Here is a 20928-nt window from a genome sequence, read left to right as displayed (position 1 = left end):
CATGAGTGCAGATATCGATAAGCGATTGGCAAACCTGAGCCTGCGTCGTAATGGGCGCGACCGAGCAACCATGACGTTTGACTCTGTCGCAAGTCTGGAGTCGCTCAAGGAAACCTATCAGGAGCGCGCCACCGGCAAGAACACCCGCTACGCGCTGGGCGCAATGCAGGAAGTGGGCAAGCAGTACACCGACAAGGGCATCGAGGAAGCCGGGCGGGTCCAGGCGCGCATCAATGATGGCTTGGCCAAGGAGGGGCTGCACTGCACCTTCAAACTTCAGGGCTCGGTCCCGGGCAACATCCATATCCGCGGCGCCAGCGATGTTGACTTCCTGGTTCTTGATCCGCGCTTCATCAAATATGACGCGTCGGGAACGGGTGCACGCCAAGGCTATTACCGCGAACCATACCTCGGCTCTCCCTTGGCTACGCTCCAGTCGTTGCGAGCGTCCATCGAGCAAATCATCATCAATGCCTACCCCGCCGCGACGGTGGACTGCAGCGGTGGCAAGGCGATTCAGGTGTCCGGAGGATCGCTGGATCGGGATATCGATGTGGTCACGGCAAGCTGGTTTGACACGCCGGAGTACCAGAGCACCCGCAATGAGGACTTCCGGGGTGTCGACATCCTCGACAAGAAGGTGCCCGCGCTCATTCGCAACGCTCCATTCCTGCATCTGCTGCGACTGAAAGAGCGAGACGCCGAGACGTGGGGCGGTCTCAAAAAGGCCATCCGCCTGTGCAAGACGCTGAAGGCCGACGCCGCCAACGAAGGCACGCACATCGATATCAACAGCTACGACATTGCATCGGCGCTGTGGAATGCAGATGCCGACTCGCTACGTGCGGGGATCATCGACGAGCTTTCCATCCTGTCCGCGGCCACACGCTACTTCTTGTACCTGGCCAGCAATCTGACGCATGCGCGCAACCTACAAACGCCCAATGGGTTGCGCCAGGTCTTTGATACCGAACACAAACTGAAGGCGATCCCTGTCCTGGCGCAGGAGTTGGTAGAACTCGCCAAGAGCGTTGCTCAAGAGCAGGCTCCGCTGCTCGAACGTAATGCTCAGTTTGAGGATTGGATGGGCACCCTGAAGCGGGCCAAGATTCCGCAATAGTGGGCCAACGGCCTTCGCCCGTAACGGAGTCAAGGCCATTCTACGAACGCCTGCGGACTGTATCGTCCGCCCGAAAGCAACGCGTCGCTGCTCAGACGGTCATTGCTCTGCGATGGCCAACTTGCGCGGCGGCCTTGCATAATGCGGCCAACCGGGGGATCCATGGACTTCGACAACCTGTTTGAGCAGTCCAATGCCTTGGCCCACGACATGGTCAATGTGATCGATAGGCCGCTCTTCGATGACAGCCAGCGCATCCATGTAAGTGACCTTCTGTGTTCCCTGTCCATGGAGCATGGCGACAGTGCCCGTGCACTCCTGCATGCCGGCCTGTTGCCCTCCGCCCTAGTGATCCACCGGGCTCAATTTGAGGCCGTGGTGCGGGCCATCTGGACGCTCTATGGCGCCACCGATGGTCAACTGGCTAAGCTGGTCACGGAACTGACGCTGGACACCGAACGGTCGGCCAAGAACCTGCCCAACGTCTCCGTGATGGTTGAGGAACTGGGCAAGAAAGCCCCGCCCAATGCGGTGACGCCGCTGAGGGAATTCATGGCTTACAACTGGAAGGCCCTGAACTCGTACACTCATGCGGGTATCCATCCCTTGCGCCGGCACCAGGACGGCTATCCGCTGCAGCTAGTTGTGGACGCACTAATGAACGTCAATGGGATGTTCGTCCTAGCAGCCATGCAGGCCTCCATTCTCACGGGTGTGCCGAACCTGCAGCGCAAGGTATTGGACGCTGCAGCACGCTATCCCATGGTGCTGCGCTCGGCTGACTCTACCCCCGATAAATCCCTCTAATCCTAAAACTGGATAGCGGCTCCCCTGCCCTATCCGGTGGGCCAAGGTCCGCTTTCGGCCAGAAGCGGACCACTGACCACCCACTCCGCTCAGATTCCGGCGAGCACGCCCGGATCACCGGTCCTCCAGACGTTGTCCACTATCACATGCTTGATCTCCCACCCCGCGTCGCGGCGGGCCAAGAAAACGTCATAGCGGTTCTTCATCAGATACTGGCGTGTGCCGTCGACCCTCGATACGTGCTGCGCTTCGACCAACACATCCACCCGGGCCGTATCACCGTCCACCGCCACCCTCGGGTTGCTGAACGAGTGGGAGGTATCGAGCCCGTTGAGCGAAGTGGACAGCGCCTCGACGATGGTTTCCCGCCCCTGCAGCACCGGGTACTCGAAGCCCGCCTTTGCGCCGGCGGGGCGGAAGTCGGAGATGGCGTCCTCTGTAAAGGCCGACGAGAGCAGCTTGCGGTCGCGCAGATCGATACCTGCGGCGAAGCGGTACAGCGTGTCGACCACGGCATGTGTGTCGCGAAGAGTATCGGAAGCGTTGAGGGGCAATGACATGGGGTGGATTCCTTAGCGAGGCGTGGGGGTGGTTGGGTCAATGAAGGTGATACGGGTGTCGGCGATGGTCTCTGCGAAGCCGCTGCCGAATACACCTACAGGCGTCTGGAAGCCTGGGCGCGCTTCCCCTGCCAGCACACGGCGCGCAGCCACGACCGCGGCCAGGGGCGTGAAGCTGTAGCCGTTCACGGTATCCAGCACCGCGCGGGTGATGGCACCGTCGGCGCCTACCACCTCTACCGCTGCCTGGTACCGGTTGTCGGCGCGCTCCTGCGCGGTGGGTCCATCCGGCAGTGCATCGATGCCGCCTTCGGGGAACGCGCTGCCAGACACATGCACGTAGGTTTCGATATCGCCAACCCCGGTCTGCCTGGCGATGGTGATCAGGTCAGGCAGCGTCACCGGGAAACAACTCACCAGCCCATTGCCGAAATCGAGGTCCTGCAGCACGTCCGGCGCATGCGCCGTGAGCACATCATCCTTTCGCATCAGGCACGTGGCCGTTACGTGCTGGCTGGCACTGAGCGCCGATCCGCGCGACATCGACCCCGCCACATGCAACGCGATACGGATGGACAGCGGTGACGGCACACGCTCAACGGCACGTGCGGCCAGGCTGCCAAGCATCGCCACGCTACCCCCGCTACCCGGCATCAGCATTACCCCCGCCTCAGTGGCCCTCAGGTCATGGCGCTCGGCCAGCTGGTAGCTGTCCAGTTCGGCTGCAATATCCAGGTAGTGGACACCGGTACGCAGGCAAGCCTCCATCAGCGCCTCTGCGGTATGCGCGAACGGCCCAGCGCAGTTGAGCAGCACCGCGATCTCCTGCAACCCGTTGTCCACATCGCCAGCGTTATCCAGCGCGAACACGCGGTACTCCACGCCAAGGCGCGTGGCCAGTGCCTGCAGCGGCGCTTCGTCGCGCCCCGCCAATACCAGCCTCAGCCCAGCTTCCTTCGCGTGCGCGGCAGCCATGCGCCCGGTGTAGCCGGATGCACCGTAGATCATCAATGTTTTCATGGTGTGTTCCTCGCCACCCTATTCGAGGGCGGCGTCAATGCGGGAGATGCGGCCTGCGGAATCCACGGCCACCAGAAGCAATCCGATCTCGTGACCGAAATCGCCAGTGAAATCGACCCGGGCCCGTGCACGTGCATCGCCAAGACCTTCCAGCGACAGCAGCCGGGTAACCGTGTGGTAACCCACGAAGTACTTTTCCAGATAGTCCCGCACACCGGCGGGCTTGTTGAAGGTGCATCCGGTGGACGGGTCATCGATCACGGCCGTCGTGCTGAACAACGCGAGGGCCCGCTCGATATCGAAGGCGTTCGTTGCGCTGATGAAGGCCACTACCGTGGCCTGCACGGGGTGCGTCGCGGCTGCGTCATTCATGGCCGTGCTGCCAGCTCTTGTAAACGAACTCCAGGCTGTAGCCATCCGGATCGCGCACCTGCGCGGCGTAGTAGCGCGGGTCGTAGTGCAGCTGCGGGCCGGGCGGATGGATTTCGCTGGCGCCAGCGGCCATCGCGGCGGCGTGCGCTGCATCGACCATCGCCCTGGACTCTGCCACGAAACCAACATGTGCCGCCTGCGCCGCCGCCACGCCCTGCCGCAGCCAGAAGAAGACCCGGCCGCCTGCGCCGAAACCCTTCAGGTCCGGGTGGCCGGGTGGGCCCTGCCGGCCGTCGTAGTCGAGCCGGTTGACGATGCCCAGCGGGGCCAGCGCGGCCGTGTAGAACGCAACCGAGCGGGTGGTGTCGGTGACTGTGAGGAAAATGTGGTCGAGCATGTCGTACTCCCGTTGCGAACTAGATGTTGTAGCCGCCTGCCACTTCAATGGTCTGCGCATTGACCCAGGCCTGCTCATCACCGAGCAGCCCGGCAATGACGCGGCCCACGTCGTCCGGCTCACCTACCCGGCCCAGTGCCGTCTGCGCGGCCAGCAGGGCTTCGAACTCATCGTTGAGGCCGCCACCCAGTTCGGTACGGATCGCCCCGGGTGCGACGGCGTTCACGCGGATGCGGCGCTCGCCGAACTCCTTGGCCATGTAGCGGGTGAGCACCTCCAGCCCACCTTTGAAGGCGGCGTATGGCGCCACCCCGGCGGTGGCCACGCGCGTGGTGGCACTGGTGACGTTGACGATGCTCGCGCCAGTACTCAGCAGCGGCAGCAGTGCCCGCGTGAGGAAGAACGGCCCCTTCAGGTGCACGTTGAACAGACCGTCGAACTGCTCCTCGGTCACGGTCTCGATCGGATTGAACAGCCCGAACCCGGCGTTGTTCACCAGGCCACACAGCGCGGAGGCGCCCCAGGTGCCCTGCAAGGTGTCGTTCACCATCGCGGCGAATGCCGCAAAGCTGCCGGTGTTGGCCACATCCAGCTGCAGGGCCACTGCCGTGCCGCCTTCTGCCTGGATGCGCTCCACTACCTGCTGGGCAGCATGGGGCTGGGCGTTGTAGGTGAGGATGACGCCCATGCCGCGCTGCGCACAGTGCAATGCGGCGCTGGCACCTATGCCACGGCTGCCGCCGGTGATCAGTACATTTTTCATGCAGGTACTCCTGTGCAGTGAAGGGTGATCCACAGGCTAGGCTCGCTGGCCGTGGAGCGCCGCCCTGATCCTCGCTATTTCCTGCCTATTCCTGCTCCTCGCCTTGCCAGCCCGCTCCGGTGGGTGTCCAATGTGGCCATGGAAAACGCACTGGATGAACTGCGCCGGCTCGCGGCGCATGCCGAAAATCGCCGCACTGATACGGGTATTCCCCGTGTGGCCATGGTGCAGGGGGAGATCCCGGAGCATGCCTTGGCGGCCGTATACGAGCCGATGATCAACCTGATCCTGCAGGGCACCAAATCCATGACGGTGGGTGAGAAGACGCTCCACTACGACCCCGCCACTTATTTCATCATGTCCGTGGACCTACCGGCGGTGGGTGCCGTGCACCCGGCCAGCAGCGGCGAACCGTACCTGGCGGTGAGCCTCACGCTGGACCCGAGCATCCTCGCAGCGCTGCTGTGCGACACCACCGATGCCGCCACCGGGCGCGGCGAGCCCTCCACCCAGACCGAGGCCTTCAACGTCGCTGCCGTCACCCCGGAGCTGATGGATGCGTGGGTGCGCATGCTGCGCCTGATGGAACGCCCCGGCGAGATACCTGCACTGGCCCCGGCCTACGAGCGCGAGATCCTGTACCGCGTGCTGCAGGGACCACACGGATGCATGCTGCGACAGTTGGCCACGCCGGATTCGGCGCTGGCGCGTATCAGCAGCGCGATCCAGCGCATCCGTAGCGACTACGCCAAACCGCTTCGAATCGCCGCCTTGGCCGAACAGGTGGCAATGAGCGAGTCGGCCTTCCACCGTCACTTCAAGTCCGCCACCGCACTGAGTCCGCTTCAGTACCAGAAGCAGCTGCGCCTGCTGCAGGCACGCCAGCTGTTGACGGCGCATGGCAAGAGCGTGACCGCGACCGCGCTTGATGTGGGCTACGAAAGCCCGACGCAGTTCAGTCGAGAGTACGTACGCGCGTTCGGTCTGCCGCCTTCCCGGGACGCTGCACGCATCATGGCGAGCGTCCGCGGACCTGCACTCGCCTAGCCGGCGGGTGCAGCCCTGCCCCCGGTCAGCTCTGGGAAGCGCCACCGTCAGCAAACAGCTCTACGCCATTGACGTAGCTGGCTGCATCACTTGCCAGGAACGCGACGGCCGACGCGATTTCCTCCGGCTCGCCGATGCGGCCCAGCGGACTTTTTGCCGTCAGAAACGCCATGCCCGCCTCGGCATCGTCTCCGAAAGCTTCGCGCAGCGATGGCGTATTGGTCGGCCCAGGGCTCAGGATATTGATCCGGATCCCCGTCCCTTTGAGTTCGGCCGTCCAGCTCCGGACCATGTTGCGAACTGCCGCCTTGGTACCGCCGTAGATGCTCATGGTAGGGCCCGGATCCATGGAGGACGTCGACCCGATGATCACCACGCTCGATCCGGAGCCAAGCAGGGGCAGCGCACCCTGCAGCGTCAGCACTACGCCCTTTACGTTGGTCGAGAACTGCTGGTCGATCTGCTCCTCGGTGATCTTTCCAAGTGGTGCATGTACACCACCACCTGCGTTGGCCACCAGCACGTCGATCCCGCCGAAAAGCCGTTTCACCTCGGTATACAGCGCCTCCAGGCTGGACGCGCTGCTGACGTCGGCGACCAGCCCGACCGCGTTTTCGCCCAGCGTGGCAAGCGCTTCATCCAGTACCTGCTGGCGCCTGCCTGTGATGACCACCCGGGCCCCCTCCTGCGTCAGCCGTTTGGCGATCGCCAGGCCGATTCCACTGCCACCGCCAGTCACAACTGCTGTTTTATTGTTCAAGTTGTACATTGCACGCTCCGCGTTGTAGTGATCACTAATCTAGAATATAGTGACCACTAAAGCAACGGACGCAAACATGCCACTGCGTCCTCGCAACACTTCGCCACCCACGCAGCTACGCCGACGTCGGAGGAAACCATGAGCCAGAAACTTCCAGGATCGACCCGCTTCAAGGATTCGCCTTCGTCGGCGCGGCCATCACGGCGCCCCTTTGACCGCGAGGCGGGCGTTCTCATCGCAAAAGATCTTTTCCACGAACGGGGATATGACGCGGTGGGCATCTCCGAGCTCGTCCGCGCGCTCGACATCAATCCACCGAGTCTGTACGCCGCCTATGGAAACAAGGCTGGCCTGTTCGAGCGATGTCTAGCGGTTTATGTGGAAGAGGCGAACCTGCCAGCAGACAGGATCCTGACGCCTGATCGGCAGCTGGGTGAGGCCATCAGCGACCTCCTGCTGCATGCCGCAGCCCTCTATACCAGATCGAAATCCCGGCGTGGCTGCATGGCGGCCGAAGGGATGCGCGCTGATGATCCGCAGGCGCGTGCATTGGCCGGTGCCTACGCGGACGCCTCTGCCACCTTCATCGAGCATTACATCAGCCGGTCAGAGCCGCAGCGTGCGCGCGAACTGGCCGATTACGTCGTGACGACATTGCAGGGCTTGTCTGCTTCGGCACGCGCCGGATTGTCCAGGCCCCGAGTGACTTCGGTCGCCAAACTTGCCGGCCTCGCCTTCGAAACGTTCTTAGCTACCTCGGAGCAATCCACGTCATGACGATCCTTGATCACATTGAGTTTGCGGTCAGCGATGCTGAGACATCCCGGCGCTTTTACGAAGCCGCCCTGGCTCCTCTAGAAATCCTCCTCGTCATCACCATTGGCCCCGAGCGCACTCGCACCGGCGGCTCCCGCCATGGTTTCGGCAAGGAGGGCTATCCATGCCTATGGATTCACGACCATGAGGCACCGGGGACGGGCACGCACATCGCGTTCGCGACCGACAGCCGGGCAGCCGTCGACGCATTCCACCGTGAGGCGGTGGCCGCTGGTGGTGTCGACAATGGGCCACCTGGCATACGGCTGCAGTATCACCCGCACTACTACGCCGCCTACGTGCTGGACCCAGATGGCGTCAACGTGGAGGTGGTCTGCCAACGTCAGTCCTGACCGTGCAGAAGCTTCCTGCCTTGGTGATCAGCAGTATCTGCTCCCGCATGTTTAAGGAACTAGTAGGAATAGTTGGACTAAGGGCTTTCTCTAGCAAACGGGGACGCGCGGGCGACGGTGTGGTCTCGTCAACCTTAGTCGTGATCTGGAGCCCTGATCCATTGCTCGGGGAACGCTTGCTTCTGCCAGTAGCGAAACTCCGCCTACCCCCGATAAACATCCCTAATCTTCTGCGTTATCTTCCACAAATGGCGTATCTTGGCTTGGGCCAGGCTATCGTCATTGCTGACGCGATGTCCTCCCTTGTATTCCACCACGAGCAGCCGACCGCTCTTGAGCTTGGCGAAGACGTCCGGGTAGGTCCCTTCACTTCTCCGCTTCCGCCGGCACCCGCACGAAGTCCACATGCAAGCGCTTCGCCAAGACCCTGCCTGCCTTGCCCAATGGCCGGGTGCTCACCAGCACGGCATCGCACAGGGCTGGCTTGCGTAGCGCAATGCACTCGGCGCGCAGTACAGCCCGATACTTGATGACTTGGTAGATGCCCCGCATTAGCTCGTCGTCGCTGGCGTTGCTGGCTTTGACCTCCACCGCCAGGCTCTCGCGCCCGTTGCTGAAATAGGCATCTAGGCTGTCGCCGGAACTCAGCCTGTGCTCGTTCACCCCGGCCTCGAATGCTCCGTAGTCCTCGAACCGTTCCGTGTGCGCTGCCACCCAGGCCTTAAGTGCTTTGTGCGCGGCGCTTTCAGGCCGGTAGGCGGTCGGAATGGCAGGCAGTTCAATGGGGTTCCCCTCGTCGGGGTTGGCATGTGCCGTGTCGAGCACGTCCACCCCCAAGGCTTGGGCCACCCGGTCCCAATTCGGCCCATAGTCGAACACCGCAGCCATGGCGGCTTGGATGTAGGCCTCGCGGTTGGCAGCCATCCCTGCCCCGCCGTCGTCGAAGTAGTAGTGGGCGACTTCATCCGCACCATGACCGGGCAGCTGGGTGTCGGCTTGGACGACGATAAGGTTTAGCGGCGGGATCTTCTCGCCCCACTGCTCACCCAACTCCTGGATGGCGAAGCCCACGGCTCCTACGGCCGGGCCATACAAGGTCTTGCGGGCCTTCGGCTCCAGACCATGGAGGCGCTCTAGCTCGGCGGCGAGCTCCCCGTAGGTGATAGGCCGCCCGATCTTGGCCCGTTGGATGAGGATGGACGGAATGCGAGGCACCACCTCACTGCGCCATGGTGAACGCGCCAGCTCCTGCCGGTTCCAATCGTAGGCCATGTAAACCCCCTGAGTCCCGGTCGAAGTCTAACCGAGCATTAGGCCAGACTGAATTGCTCTCCTAACCCCGATAACGAGCCGTAATCGCCGGCCCAAAGTACGCGCTGACCCAGTACTGCGCAGCGACGTTCAATCAGCCGCGCCGTGTAGTACGGAATACACTGCTCAACCGGCTAACATCAACTTGATGATGACAGCGGTCCCTCGGAGGGTGCAATGGACACAGACTATGACAGTGGCAGCATCGTCTCACTGCCGGGCTTGGAGCCTTCGGGGTACAGGAAGCTCATTTCGAAACGGCCGACTGAATGGTCACAAGACGACTGGTACCGCGCTGTCTTCTACGCTGATGATTCAGTGGCGTGCCGTCACGAACTGATAACTGTCTTGACTCAATCCTACCCTCAAGTCCCCGATCACGTTTCCAGCGTATTGGAGTACTTTGCGTGGGTCGTAAGCCAATACCACGTGATACAGGATCCGCCGACGTTAACGTAGATCCACCATAGTCAGCAGATGTGAGCGCCTGCCGACGCTTCAAGCGACAATTACCGTTCGAGCGCAGCTGCCGCAGCGAGAAATCGGGCGGAAGAGCATTAGCTTCGTCCACAGTCGCTGCGCGGAAAGGACATCTTTCGGCGTCTTCGTCACCGCAAATGGCCCGAAGTGGTCATCTTTGGGGGGCAGGCATGTAAGACGGACTGCCTGTCGATCTACCCCGAAACAACTGCGATATATAAATATCATACATATCAACAGCTTATGCGGCATGGGCGCTTGCGCTCGCGCTTAAGCTATGCCAGCTTGTCGGCGAAGGCCCACCTTCCATGTATGCGCGGAGTACGCAGGGCGCTGGCTGCTTGCCAGCCCAAATCGACGCGGGCTTGGTCTGAAAATTGCTCAAGCCTCCGAGACATGCCTCTCGTGCCACGATTGACACAACCACAGACGAGGAATTCACCATGAGCGGATGAGTTCGCTATTGCTCAGAACGAACTAAGCCCCGCACGGCAATGCAGGGCCTAGTAGGTGAATGTGACCGGTTTTAGCGCCGTCGCAGCCATGTTCCGGGCACCCCCTACGAATGTCAAGTGCTCCTGCCCTATTCACTTACGGCGGGCTATCTGTGATTACGTCTAGCGAGCCGTAAAGGCCGCTGGTAGGACGACCCAATGACTGCAAAACACTCTATTAGTACCCAACTGTCGCTCGCGCCGAGCTTCATCGAACCTTTGTGCGCGCGAACCTGTCGCCAGCAGGATGCGAGCAATTCAGGAAGAAAAGGAGGTGCGAAATGAGCATCGTCTTGAGTCCAGGCACGGTATGCGTCGCAAAGGGGCGCTTGATCGAGATTGATGGTGCCGACTCGCTTACGCATGTATGCGCACGAGATATGGCAACGGGTGAAATGGTTCGTGTCGCTGTCACACATATCGAAGCAGCTCCGACGAGGCCCGTGGCTCTCGACCTCGGCGCGATACCTGAGCTGGAGTGGAAGCGAAGCGTTGCGCTAGCTAAAGAACTGGACTCGCTTGCCAAGACGGAACACTGCACCGGCCACGATCTGGAACAAGTGGCTAGGAGATATGGCATCGGGAAAAGACAGCTTCAGCGTATCCGGGCGAAGTACATCAACAATCCGAGAACAACGACGCTGGCTCGGATTTCTGCTGGGCCACCAGTGGGCTTAAATCGACTTGATCCACGCGTAGATGCATTGATTCGGCACGCTATCGCTAAGCATTACATGCGTCGCGAAAAGCCTCCAAAAGAGTATGTTGTCTTACGTGCCCAAGCAATGGCGCGGCGACTAGGACTGGCAACTCCGTCCCGAAAGGCAGTGCTGATCCGGTTGAACAGAGAGATCGGCAGGGCTACCGACCTCGCCCGCGAGGGAGGCATTGCAGCAAGGCGCATGTGGCAAGCGCGACCCGGCGGCCTCTTTGCGAGTCGGCCGTTGGATTTAGTACAAATCGACCATACGCCAGCCGACGTGATGATTCTGAGCGATGATCGTCTGACCGTACGCGGACGACCTTGGGTTACCGTTGCTATCGATGTAGCAACTCGGTGCGTCGTAGGAATGTATATCGCAATGCACGCACCGTCGGCAGTTTCAGTGTCGCTTTGCATCGAACATCTCGCGCTACCAAAGCCTGATACGTCGAACGAAGAAGGCATCTGGCCCATGTACGGAAAGCCCAAGACAATCCTTGTAGACAACGGCAAAGATTTCCGCAGCATGGCGCTAACGCGGGGGTGTGAGGAACATCAGATCGAGCTGAGGTGGCGCCCAGTCAGGACGCCCGAGTACGGAGGGCATATCGAACGACTAATTGGCACTCTCATGAAGATCGCCCATCTGCTTCCTGGCACGACCTTTAGCAACATCAAGGAGCGTGGCAACTATGACAGCGAAGGGAAGGCTCGATTAACGCTATCCGAATTCCAGAGTTGGATGGCTCAGAAGGTTTGCAGATTCTATCATCAGAGGAAGCACAGAGCCTTGGGCATGCCTCCGATAATAGCGTGGGAGCGCGCCTTTACTGACTCAGCTGGAAACTACGTGAGTCCACCGTTGATCGCGAAACCGTTGGAGTTCCGAATCGACTTCTTGCCATTTGAAATACGACGTGTGCGCCGAACAGGTATAGAGCTGAATTCTTCGCGCTACTGGCATGAAGATCTCTCATCAATGCTTCGGAGCGACACACCAGTCCGTGTTAAGTACGACCCACGCGACCCAAGTGAAGTTTGGGTTCGCCGTGACGATGGGCTACTCATCACCGTTCCTTTGATTGGCGGACGGGCGACAGGCACGTCGTGTGTCTTGCATCGTCTCGACGCGGCTACGCAAGCCAGACTTGATGCTGAGACTGACAGAGGGTTGGAGCTAACTGATTCAATCGAAGAGGGCGCGCAGGTCAGCACACTACGAGCGCGCGGGCGAGCGCGGCCTAAGAAGACTAAAGAAGCCGGTGACCAGGGCCATCCCGAACCACTCTCAACGATCCATCACGCCCCGTATAAAAAACCGCCTTCGGCAAAAATCGAAGAATGGACTTGAGGACTCGAGATGACCGACGTTTCTCATTTGGAACCGAGCATTCGATCTCAACTGGAGCTGTCCAACGACGAGCGTGCGGGCCGAATGCTTGTTGAGCGCTTCATTGCGCACGAGCGACTTCAACCGATAATTGATCACATAGAATTCCTAATCCGAATGCCTAGTCAGACTCGCGCCAACGGATTGGTGGTATCTGGAAAGCCGGGGTCAGGGAAGACGATGCTCTCCAGAGCGATAATACGCAGACACCCACCAGTAAGTGCTGAAAACGAAAAAACAGCATCGCTGCCCGTCCTAGCGATCAGCATGACAAACGCCAGGGAAGCGAGGACTCTATACAATCGAATTCTTGGTGCATTCGGCGTGCCCGATCCGACGCGGTATTCTGGAGGTGACCGCGAACGCATGGTGCTAAAGCTTTGTGCCGCTGCAAAGCTCAGATTATTGATCGTCGACGAAATTCAGGACATCTTGACCACAACTCCGCGCCAGCAGCGGATTGCTCTCGATACTGTAAAGTTTCTAATGAACGAGCTATCACTCCCTATTCTCATATTAGGCACATCTGCCGCGCCTGCGGCAATGCAAGTAGACGAACACCTCAACGCTCGCTTTAAATACCGGGAGCTTCCGCTCTGGAAGCGAGACGCCCGTTTGACGGAATTCCTAGACGTCCTCGAGCGCGCGCTTCCGCTGAGACATCCATCCTATCTTTCATCACCAACGATCTCGACGGAACTAGTTCGTCTTTCGGGCGGCGTGCTTCAGACCATCATGCAGCTGGTAACCCATGCGGCGGCACATGCCGTCGAAACAGGGGAAGAACAGATCACGATCAAGCTACTTGAAAGGGCAAGGGTCGAACCTCCCTTGGCCGCTGCAGTACAAGCCCAATTGCAAGCAAGTTCGCGCTTCCCAACGTGAGGACAGCTCCCACGGGCCAACGATGGTGGATCTCTCCACCCAGGCCAGATGAGTCGTTGCGCTCACTCGTGCTTCGTGTCGCTGCACTGTACGAGTGCTCGGCGTCTACCATTTGGGAGTGTTTGAATAAGGACGAGGCATGCCCATCTGGTGACATGGATTTGCCTTCATGCATTGCGTTACGCAGGATGGGGGCTGCCATCGGTATTCGGCCATCCACGCTGCTTGCTCATCGACAGGCTGATGCCCAGTGGCTTCTCGCACCTTCCGCTCGCAATATCTACTGCCCCTCTTGCTGGAGTGAGGATCAGCAGCGTGGATTTCCCTACTCGATACGACGAAGTTGGAACTGGGTGCTGCGCACGACCTGTCCTGAGCATGGCGAGCCTCTCCGCTTGGCCCCTGATGATTGGAATATTTCCTCCACCTTCGTAGTTAGATCTATTCCCTCACTCACTAATCGCGAAGAGGGTGTGCTGGACCTGATAGAGCGCTTTGGTGAAATCCTGGAGCAAAGCCTGTACTTCGGAGCAGCTTGGCCGGCCGCTTGGGGGATAGGTGCACACTCGGCACGTCAGCTGCTGCTTGAAATGAGTTTCAATGTGAACACGGTTCGAGACTACCCGCAGACCAAATTCGTTCGCGCCAGCGGGAACCTTCAAGAGCTAATTCGAGGACCTAAGCATCAAGAGGAACCTGCCGCCAAGCCACTGACTTGGGACCGCTATCGTCATATAACCGATCCGGCGATAAGGCGCGCTGGGCTGTGGTCTGCAGCATGGGCGCTAGTCCCCGACCTGCCGGAAGAGCTTTCGCCAGGCTGGGCCACGCTCCCATCTCACATAGAGCTGTATCGAAGGCGGGCACGTCGCGACTGACCGTGGAAATGGGTACGGACGTGACAGAAATCATGCGTGGCCACCCCGCTAATCGCGTCACCTTCCTGCGACGACCCCTCTAATCATGTCACCACCTTTCGACGAGCTGTGAGGTCGTTAAATGTAAGGTCGAGAAAACTCTTTGAAAACATGGACATACGAGCGCATGAATGAAGATGACAGGATTAGGGTGGTACCGACACGCGAGCCTGAGCATTGCGCCGACGCCATCACAGCCAGGAATCTCGGCGTCATCGCGTCGGATTTCCCTTGTGACCAGTCACCACCTCACCGTCTTCCTTCTGGAATGGCCCGGGCAGCGGCGGCAGAATATCCAGCACCACTTCGGACGGCCTGCACAGGCGCACGCCCATCGGGGTCTCCACAAACGGACGATTGATGAGTATCGGATGCGCCAGCATCGCATCAAGCAGCGCGTCATCGCTCAATGCCGCATCTCCCAGTGCCAGCTCGTCATACGGCGTACCCTTCTGCCGGATGGCATCGCGCACGCTCAACCCCGCGGCCGTGATGAGTTCGACCAGGCGCGCACGGCTCGGCGGGTGGGTCAAGTAGTCAATCACTTCCGGTTCGAGCCCGGCGAAGCGAATCAGGGCCAGCGTATTGCGCGAGGTACCGCACTTGGGGTTGTGATAGATGACAGCGTTCACGCACTTTCCTCTTCGTTCAAAATGGTCTCGACCACGCCTGCAGCGGCCGTCAGCGCCGCTGCTTCAACTGCCCCCTTGCGCTCGCTGTAACGGTCCACCAGGTAGTCGCTGCGCCCGCGCACCAACAGGGTGAACTTGACCAGTTCCTCCATCACGTCCACGACGCGATCGTAATAGGCAGAAGGCTTCATCCGACCTTGGTCATCGAACTCCTGCCAGGCTTTAGCGACCGACGACTGGTTGGGGATCGTCACCATCCGCATCCACCGGCCGAGCACGCGCAGCGCGTTGACCACGTTGAACGACTGCGAGCCGCCGCAGACCTGCATCACGGCCAGCGTGCGACCCTGCGTCGGGCGCACGCTGCCCTCTTCCAGCGGCAGCCAGTCGATCTGGTTCTTGAACACCGCTGTAAGCGTGCCATGCCGCTCCGGACTCACCCAGACATGCCCTTCCGACCACAGTGAGGCCTGGCGCAGCTCCTGCACCTTGGGGTGGGTCGCCGGCACCGAGTCCAGCATCGGCAGCTCATGCGGGTCGTACAGGCAGGTTTCCGCCCCGAGCTGTTCCAGCAGCCGCTGCGCCTCAAGCGCCAGCTTGCGGCTGAACGACTGAGGCCGCAGCGAGCCGTACAGGATCAGGATGCGCGGGCGATGTGGCGGTTGCCAACCAGGGTCATTGAGCTTGGCGGCCGAAGGAACATCCAAGGCACCAGGGACCACATTGGGGATCTGCTTCACGAGGTTGTCCTGCGGTATCGTTTCCAATATTCTAGAATCATGGAACATAACCACGCAACCCGGGCCCTCGCTGCCCTGGGCCACGCCACCCGCCTGTCCATCTTCCGCCTGCTGGTGCAGGCCGGCAGCGGCGGCAAGCTGGCCGGCGACATTGCCCAGGCGCTCGCCTTGCCTGGGGCCACCCTCTCCTTCCACCTGAAGGAGCTGCTTGCAGCGGGCCTGATCAGCGCCGAGCAACGTGGCCGGACCATCTGCTACCGGGCCGAGTTCCAGGCCATGAACGGCCTGGTGGCTTACCTCACCGAGAACTGCTGTGCCGACGAACAGGCTTGTGAGCGCCCTGCAGGCTGTTGACCAACCGATCTATCACCATTTCCCGGAATAGCCATGACCGCTGACACCTCCCGCCTGTCCTTCCTGGACCGGTATCTCACGCTGTGGATCTTCGCCGCCATGGCGCTCGGCGTCGGGCTGGGCGCATTGTTCGAGGGCCTGCCCAGCGCGCTCAACAGCCTGTCGATTGGATCAACCAACATCCCGATCGCGATCGGTTTGATCCTGATGATGTACCCGCCGCTGGCCAAGGTGAAGTACGAGGAACTGGCCACGGTCTTCGCCGACAAGCGCGTGCTGATGCTCTCGCTGCTGCAGAACTGGATCGTCGGCCCGTTCCTGATGTTCGGCCTGGCGGTGCTGTTCCTGCGCGACTATCCTGAGTACATGACAGGCCTGATCCTGATTGGCTTGGCACGCTGCATCGCCATGGTGCTGGTCTGGAATCAGCTCGCCCGCGGTGACGGCCAGTACGTCGCCGGCCTGGTGGCATTCAACTCCATCTTCCAGATCGCGCTGTTCAGCGTCTACGCTTGGTTCTTCCTTTCCTGGCTGCCGCCGGTGTTTGGTCTGCAGGGCAGCGTGATCGATGTCAGTTTCTGGACCATCGCCGAAGCTGTTCTGATCTATCTTGGCATCCCGTTCCTGGCGGGCTTCCTCACCAGTCGGTGGCTGAAGGCGCGTAAGGGTGTGCGCTGGTATGAAGAAAAATTCCTACCTGCAATCAGTCCGATCACCCTCGCCGCACTGCTGTTTACCATCGTGGCGATGTTCGGCCTGAAAGGCGGCGACGTGCTGCGGATTCCGATGGACGCGGTACGCATCGCGATCCCACTGACGTTGTACTTCATCATCCAGTTCGTGATCAGTTTCTTCATGGGCAAGCTGATCGCCAAGGACTACCCCCGCACCACCGCGATCGCGTTCACCGCAGCAGGCAACAACTTCGAACTGGCCATCGCCGTGGCGATCGCGGCGTTCGGGCTGGCTTCCCCGGTAGCCTTCGCGGCAGTGATCGGCCCGCTGGTGGAAGTGCCCGTGCTGATTCTGCTGGTCCACGTCGCCCTGCGGCTGGGCAAACGCTACTTTCCTGCCGATGCACGGAGCCGCTGAGTCGCCTGAGTGCACTCGGCCCACTACCGCCATTCCGAACCCTTCGCTGGAACGCGCGTGGCGATCATCGGCAGCGGCACCTCAGGCGCGCAGATTCTGGCCGAGGTATCCAAGGTGGCGAGGCAGTAAGGTCGGAATATTGCTTTGCCATATGGCAGTTCGATGACTGCCGGAAAGGGTGCGGGCACCTCTCGGTGCCCGCATCGCTCATCAACGGCGGTGGATCACGCCTGTCAACACGCCCTTGGCAAGGTCGTGGGTAGCCACGGTCACGATGAGCGTGCCAATCATCACAACTCTATTAAAGCCGCGTAGCGCCTAAGGGAAAATCCGGCATCGCAGTCGCTTCTGTGCACTCTCATACCTAGCTTCCCAGGCACCGCGTCCGCCCCGCATGCGCCGTATACGGTCAACGATGCGAACTTCGAGCGCGTGCGCATGCTGCACGCCCAGGCTTCCTGGCCTCGACGTTCTTCCGATCCAGCTTGCTGCCAGCCAGCCTCCTGCTGAGAACTGCAGCCGCCGTCATAGCGATGCTGATCAGGAGGCATGCGACCGCAAAGCCCGATTCCACGAGATCGGCAGCTGCTCCATCGGGCGCCAGTGAGAAGAAGGCCCCGCCGACCAAAGCGACTGACAGTGCGGCACCAAGCTGCATTGCCGCGCTGACCATGCCGGCCGCCAGGCCCGCCCAGCGGGGCTCCACCAGATCGATGTTCAGCCGCACCAACGCGGGTACGGCAATTCCCTGGCCTACACCGATAAGCACCAGGGGCAGAGGAACAAGGGACGGCTTGCCGATCGCGGCAGCGCCAGCTGTCAATATCAGGCCCGTCACCTCCAGCCCCATACCGAATGCAGCCGCGCTCGATCCCAGCCATCGCGAGAGCCGCAGGCCCAACGGTGGCCCCAGCAGCTGTCCCATCCCGACCGGCAGGATCGCGAGCCCCGCAGCCAGGGCATCGCGGTGTAGACCCGCTTGCTGATATACCGCGAAGGTCAGGAAGAACGCCGCCAAGGCGTAGAAAAGGACCGCCGCCGCCAGGCCGAGATACAGCCCATTGGCTGGCGACAAGACCGAAGGAGGCACCAGGGGCGTACCGCCCGAGCGTTCCCGACGCTTTTCGTAGCGCCAGAAGATGACGAAGAGTGGTGGACTCAGCCCCAGCAATCCCAGGCTCCACCAGGGCCAGCCATGCTCGCGTCCTTCAATGAGGGGCACCACGACCGCGAGAACGCCAAGTGCCAGCAACAAAGCCCCTGCGAAGTCCATTCCCCCTGCATGTTCTTGCTTGGTTTCGCGCACCAACGTCAATGCGGCAGGCACGGCAAGAACAATGACGGGAACGTTGATGAGGAAGACGCTGCGCCACCCCATGCCCCAAAGATCTGCCGAGACCAGCACACCTCCAAGAAGCTGGCCGCCGACAGCGGCCAGCCCGAATGTTGCCCCGTACAGACTGAGCGCACGGCTCTTCTCGCTTGCCGGAAACATCGCATGGATGGACGCCAGCGCCTGCGGTGCCATAACGGCTGCAGAGATGCCTTGCAGAAGCCTGCCCAGGACCAGCATACCGGCCGAGCCTGCGAGCCCACAGATGGTCGATGCCAGCCCGAATCCGAGCATGCCTGCAACAAAAGCGCGCCGACGCCCATACAGGTCACCCAGGCGACCGCCCAGGATTAGGATGACGGCGTAGGCCATCGCGTAGACAGACACCACGAGCTGCGCCACATCCGCTGACGCATGCAGATCCGTCCTGATCGAGGGCAATGTTACGTTGACGATGAAAAAGTCCAATGGCGGCAGAAGCGTGCCGGTCAGGAGAACGGCCAAGGCAGGCCAGCGGCGCGCGTCGGTCGCACCCGGATTGGAATCAATGGGCATGGAGCTGGTCCTGGTAAGTCGCGCTCGGTCTTCGGGTCAGCGCATGCCGCCGGCGCCAATGATGCGTTCGCCGGTCACCCAGGCCGCATCAGAAGACGCGAGAAACAAGACGATCGAGGCGATGTCTGTTACCTGGCCAATCCGGCCGAGTGGAGTCTGCTGCTCGTTCCACACCTGGAAGTCAGACCCCATCACGCCATTGGCGTGCGTACCGTCTGTCTCGATGAGCCCTGGGTTCACTGAGTTGACGCGGATTCCACGTGGCCCCAGCTCGCGCGACAGCACGCCTGTGATGGCGTCGATGGCTCCCTTGGTACCGCTGTAGATCGAGCTCTCGGCCGGCAATATCCGCGTCACGAAGGAACTGATATTGATGATGCTGCTGCCTTCGGCGAGGAATGGGGCGGCCGCGCCAGTGACCAGAAGCGGGCCAAGCACGTTCAAATCAAACTGCTGGCGGTACAGTGCCTCGGTGGTGGCCTCGATCTTCGCGAACTGGTAGATGCCAGCGTTGTTGACCACGATGTCCAGCTGACCGAAATGATCGATGGTCGACTTGATCAGCCTATCCACTTCCGGCTTGTTGCGGACGTCGGCGCGCACCGCAATCGCGCGTCCACCCTCCCCTTCAATGCCGGCGACCACGTCCTTCGCCTCGCTTTCGCTCGTCGCAAAGTTCACAACCACCTTGGCGCCTTCGGCTGCCAAGCGGCGGGCTATGCCCGCGCCGATTCCTTTGGATGCGCCTGTTATCAGCGCCACTTTACCGTTCAGCTTACTCATGTCGTCCAACTCCAATGGCAGCAACGTCGATGCAGGGCGCATGTTGCCCCTGACAGGGTTGTTTGAGGACTGCCGTTCCTGCATATTCCGCGTACATTCTTGAACGGGTGGCCATGGCGTGGACTGGAGTGATATCCGCATATTTCTTGCGGTCGTCCGCGGAAGATCGCTGGGCGAGGCAGCTCGCAGCCTGGGCGTGAGCCATCCGACGGTGGGTCGTCGGATAAAGGCGCTCGAGGACGAGGCCGAGCAGCCTCTGTTTCGTAGAACGAAGGACGGCCTTGTACTTACCGATACGGGAGACGCGGTGCTCGCACTTGCTGAATCCATGGAGGAATCGGCGCTGTCCATGGAGCGGCGCTTGGCCGGCAACCATGAGCGCCTGGAAGGCATTCTGCGGATCGCCGCAGCCGACTGGTTCGCCGCGTACGTCCTGGCGCCCATATTCATTGAACTCGGGCGCCTTCACCCTGCCGTCGTGCCCGAGGTTATTGCGAGCTACCGCCTTCTTGATCTCTCCCGTCGCGAGGCCGACGTTGCCTTTCGCATCGTGCCATTCAGTGAGCCGGACATTGTCCAGCGTCGGCTGATGACGATGCCGTACGGCCTCTACGGATCGGCGGCAACAGCGCAGGCGGTGATCGATGACCCGCAATCGGTGCGCTTGATTCTCATGAATTCAGCCCAGGCCCACTTCCCTGACGTCACTTGGTTACTGGACCGGTTCCCTCACTCCAAGCGCTCGCTGACCAGCACCAGCCGTAGCGTTCAGGCCCAGATGTGCCTTCGGGGCAACGGCGTTGCAGTGTTGCCAAGACCATTGGCGGAAGGCGTGGAAGGTCTTCGTCGCATCGATCTGCTCGGGCAGCCCCCCAGTAGGGACATCTGGGTTGGTTACCACCAGGACCTCCGCCACATGGATCGGCTGCGCGCACTGCTGGAGATCACCGAACAAATGCTGAGGGAACCCGCGAGTCCTTCCGATGGCCAGAGAAACCAGCACCCCCGGCAGACCTGAGGATCCGGAGCAGGTGCGCCGGGAAGGTCTGCGCCGGCTGCAGTTAGTGGAAGCCATCAAGCTCGACGCCCCACCCCTGCCCTGCGAGGTGGAGCCGATACGTCGCCGGCCGGGCGCGCTTCGTGTGGCGGGTATCCGCGCACGCCACACCCCCACCACCGTGGCGTCCATTCCGCACCGGCGATGGTGCAGGCGTTCGATCCGGGTGAGCTGGCGCAGTTGGGCG

At 61.1% G+C, this 20928-nt stretch carries 21 protein-coding genes and 1 pseudogene; 11 read left to right on the top strand and 11 right to left on the bottom strand.

Features of this window, described 5'->3' with window-relative positions; genetic code table 11:
• The first annotated feature begins 1 nt into the window (after position 1).
• Positions 2 to 1120 carry a hypothetical protein gene (locus IFT63_RS05890; protein WP_192083507.1) on the top strand — a complete coding sequence of 373 codons (1119 nt, stop codon included), beginning with the start codon at positions 2 to 4 and terminating at the stop codon, positions 1118 to 1120.
• Positions 1121 to 1282: 162 nt separating this feature from the next.
• Entirely contained in the window at positions 1283 to 1927 is a 645-nt protein-coding gene (locus IFT63_RS05885) for a hypothetical protein (protein ID WP_192083506.1), read from the top strand.
• Between the two features lie 89 nt (positions 1928 to 2016).
• On the opposite strand, the gene IFT63_RS05880 is transcribed toward IFT63_RS05885, so the two are convergent.
• From IFT63_RS05880 to IFT63_RS05860, 5 genes are read right to left on the bottom strand one after another with little or no spacing between them, the layout of a single operon-like run.
• The gene (locus IFT63_RS05880) at positions 2017 to 2487 is read right to left on the bottom strand and encodes a nuclear transport factor 2 family protein (protein ID WP_192083505.1); all 471 of its coding nucleotides are present in this window, start codon (positions 2485 to 2487) and stop codon (positions 2017 to 2019) included.
• Between the two features lie 12 nt (positions 2488 to 2499).
• On the bottom strand, positions 2500 to 3507 hold the full coding sequence (locus IFT63_RS05875; protein WP_192083504.1) for a saccharopine dehydrogenase NADP-binding domain-containing protein: 1008 nt from the start codon (positions 3505 to 3507) through the stop codon (positions 2500 to 2502).
• An 18-nt stretch (positions 3508 to 3525) separates the two neighbouring features.
• A complete protein-coding gene (locus IFT63_RS05870; RefSeq protein ID WP_192083503.1) occupies positions 3526 to 3879 on the bottom strand; it encodes a nuclear transport factor 2 family protein in 354 nt (117 codons plus the stop codon).
• A complete protein-coding gene (locus IFT63_RS05865) occupies positions 3872 to 4276 on the bottom strand; it encodes a VOC family protein (protein WP_192083502.1) in 405 nt (134 codons plus the stop codon). The genes IFT63_RS05870 and IFT63_RS05865 overlap by 8 nt, the downstream gene beginning before the upstream one ends.
• A gap of 19 nt (positions 4277 to 4295) precedes the next feature.
• Positions 4296 to 5039, bottom strand: coding sequence for an SDR family oxidoreductase (locus IFT63_RS05860; RefSeq protein WP_192083501.1), 744 nt, complete (start codon positions 5037 to 5039; stop codon positions 4296 to 4298).
• Between the two features lie 138 nt (positions 5040 to 5177).
• Here IFT63_RS05860 and IFT63_RS05855 point away from each other — a divergent pair, with 138 nt between their 5' ends.
• On the top strand, positions 5178 to 6086 hold the full coding sequence (locus tag IFT63_RS05855; RefSeq protein WP_192083500.1) for an AraC family transcriptional regulator: 909 nt from the start codon (positions 5178 to 5180) through the stop codon (positions 6084 to 6086).
• A 25-nt stretch (positions 6087 to 6111) separates the two neighbouring features.
• Here IFT63_RS05855 and IFT63_RS05850 read toward each other — a convergent pair whose 3' ends face one another.
• Positions 6112 to 6855 carry an SDR family oxidoreductase gene (locus IFT63_RS05850; protein ID WP_192083499.1) on the bottom strand — a complete coding sequence of 248 codons (744 nt, stop codon included), beginning with the start codon at positions 6853 to 6855 and terminating at the stop codon, positions 6112 to 6114.
• 129 nt (positions 6856 to 6984) lie between these two features.
• On the opposite strand from IFT63_RS05850, the gene IFT63_RS05845 reads away from it, so the two are divergent.
• Positions 6985 to 7623 carry a TetR/AcrR family transcriptional regulator gene (locus tag IFT63_RS05845; protein ID WP_192083498.1) on the top strand — a complete coding sequence of 213 codons (639 nt, stop codon included), beginning with the start codon at positions 6985 to 6987 and terminating at the stop codon, positions 7621 to 7623.
• Complete coding sequence (locus IFT63_RS05840; protein WP_192083497.1) at positions 7620 to 8015, top strand: VOC family protein; 396 nt, start codon at positions 7620 to 7622, stop codon at positions 8013 to 8015. Before IFT63_RS05845 ends, IFT63_RS05840 begins: the two co-directional genes overlap by 4 nt.
• Before the next feature lie 366 nt (positions 8016 to 8381).
• Here the strand turns inward: IFT63_RS05840 and IFT63_RS05835 are convergent, their stop codons facing one another.
• Positions 8382 to 9287 carry a hypothetical protein gene (locus IFT63_RS05835; RefSeq protein ID WP_192083496.1) on the bottom strand — a complete coding sequence of 302 codons (906 nt, stop codon included), beginning with the start codon at positions 9285 to 9287 and terminating at the stop codon, positions 8382 to 8384.
• A gap of 1294 nt (positions 9288 to 10581) precedes the next feature.
• On the opposite strand from IFT63_RS05835, the gene IFT63_RS05830 reads away from it, so the two are divergent.
• Both IFT63_RS05830 and IFT63_RS05825 read left to right on the top strand, forming a co-directional pair.
• A complete protein-coding gene (locus IFT63_RS05830; protein WP_192083495.1) occupies positions 10582 to 12354 on the top strand; it encodes a Mu transposase C-terminal domain-containing protein in 1773 nt (590 codons plus the stop codon).
• A gap of 9 nt (positions 12355 to 12363) precedes the next feature.
• Positions 12364 to 13278, top strand: coding sequence for a TniB family NTP-binding protein (locus IFT63_RS05825; protein WP_192083494.1), 915 nt, complete (start codon positions 12364 to 12366; stop codon positions 13276 to 13278).
• A gap of 1129 nt (positions 13279 to 14407) precedes the next feature.
• On the opposite strand, the gene arsC is transcribed toward IFT63_RS05825, so the two are convergent.
• Together arsC and arsH are read right to left on the bottom strand one after the other, a co-directional pair.
• A complete protein-coding gene (gene arsC, locus IFT63_RS05815; protein WP_192083492.1) occupies positions 14408 to 14827 on the bottom strand; it encodes an arsenate reductase (glutaredoxin) in 420 nt (139 codons plus the stop codon).
• Positions 14824 to 15615, bottom strand: a complete 792-nt coding sequence (gene arsH, locus IFT63_RS05810) for an arsenical resistance protein ArsH (protein WP_192084156.1) — start codon at positions 15613 to 15615, stop codon at positions 14824 to 14826. The genes arsC and arsH overlap by 4 nt, the downstream gene beginning before the upstream one ends.
• Between arsH and IFT63_RS05805 the strand changes: the two genes are divergently transcribed.
• The 3 genes from IFT63_RS05805 to IFT63_RS17655 are packed head-to-tail and all read left to right on the top strand — an operon-like array spanning position 15607 to position 17142.
• Complete coding sequence (locus IFT63_RS05805) at positions 15607 to 15921, top strand: metalloregulator ArsR/SmtB family transcription factor (protein ID WP_042612860.1); 315 nt, start codon at positions 15607 to 15609, stop codon at positions 15919 to 15921. The two genes, arsH and IFT63_RS05805, sit on opposite strands and share 9 nt — an antisense overlap.
• A 33-nt stretch (positions 15922 to 15954) precedes the next feature.
• Positions 15955 to 17013, top strand: a complete 1059-nt coding sequence (arsB, locus tag IFT63_RS05800) for an ACR3 family arsenite efflux transporter (protein WP_192083491.1) — start codon at positions 15955 to 15957, stop codon at positions 17011 to 17013.
• A 9-nt stretch (positions 17014 to 17022) separates the two neighbouring features.
• Positions 17023 to 17142, top strand: a complete 120-nt coding sequence (locus IFT63_RS17655) for a hypothetical protein (protein ID WP_265182987.1) — start codon at positions 17023 to 17025, stop codon at positions 17140 to 17142.
• 517 nt (positions 17143 to 17659) lie between these two features.
• On the opposite strand, the pseudogene IFT63_RS05790 reads toward IFT63_RS17655, so the two are convergent.
• Both IFT63_RS05790 and IFT63_RS05785 read right to left on the bottom strand, forming a co-directional pair.
• Positions 17660 to 18901: pseudogene (locus IFT63_RS05790) on the bottom strand (MFS transporter); the annotation flags it as partial.
• A gap of 36 nt (positions 18902 to 18937) precedes the next feature.
• On the bottom strand, positions 18938 to 19684 hold the full coding sequence (locus tag IFT63_RS05785; protein WP_042612946.1) for an SDR family oxidoreductase: 747 nt from the start codon (positions 19682 to 19684) through the stop codon (positions 18938 to 18940).
• Between the two features lie 118 nt (positions 19685 to 19802).
• On the opposite strand from IFT63_RS05785, the gene IFT63_RS05780 reads away from it, so the two are divergent.
• Positions 19803 to 20702: a LysR family transcriptional regulator gene (locus IFT63_RS05780; RefSeq protein ID WP_042612857.1), complete on the top strand. Its 900-nt coding sequence runs from the start codon at positions 19803 to 19805 to the stop codon at positions 20700 to 20702.
• Positions 20703 to 20928: the final 226 nt, after the last annotated feature.

It is taken from the genome of Stenotrophomonas sp. CFBP 13724 (assembly GCF_014841975.1).
GTDB classification, from domain to species: Bacteria; Pseudomonadota; Gammaproteobacteria; order Xanthomonadales; family Xanthomonadaceae; genus Stenotrophomonas; species Stenotrophomonas lacuserhaii.
Note: the sequence above shows the minus strand (reverse complement) of the source record. Positions and strands in the feature narration are given on the sequence as shown.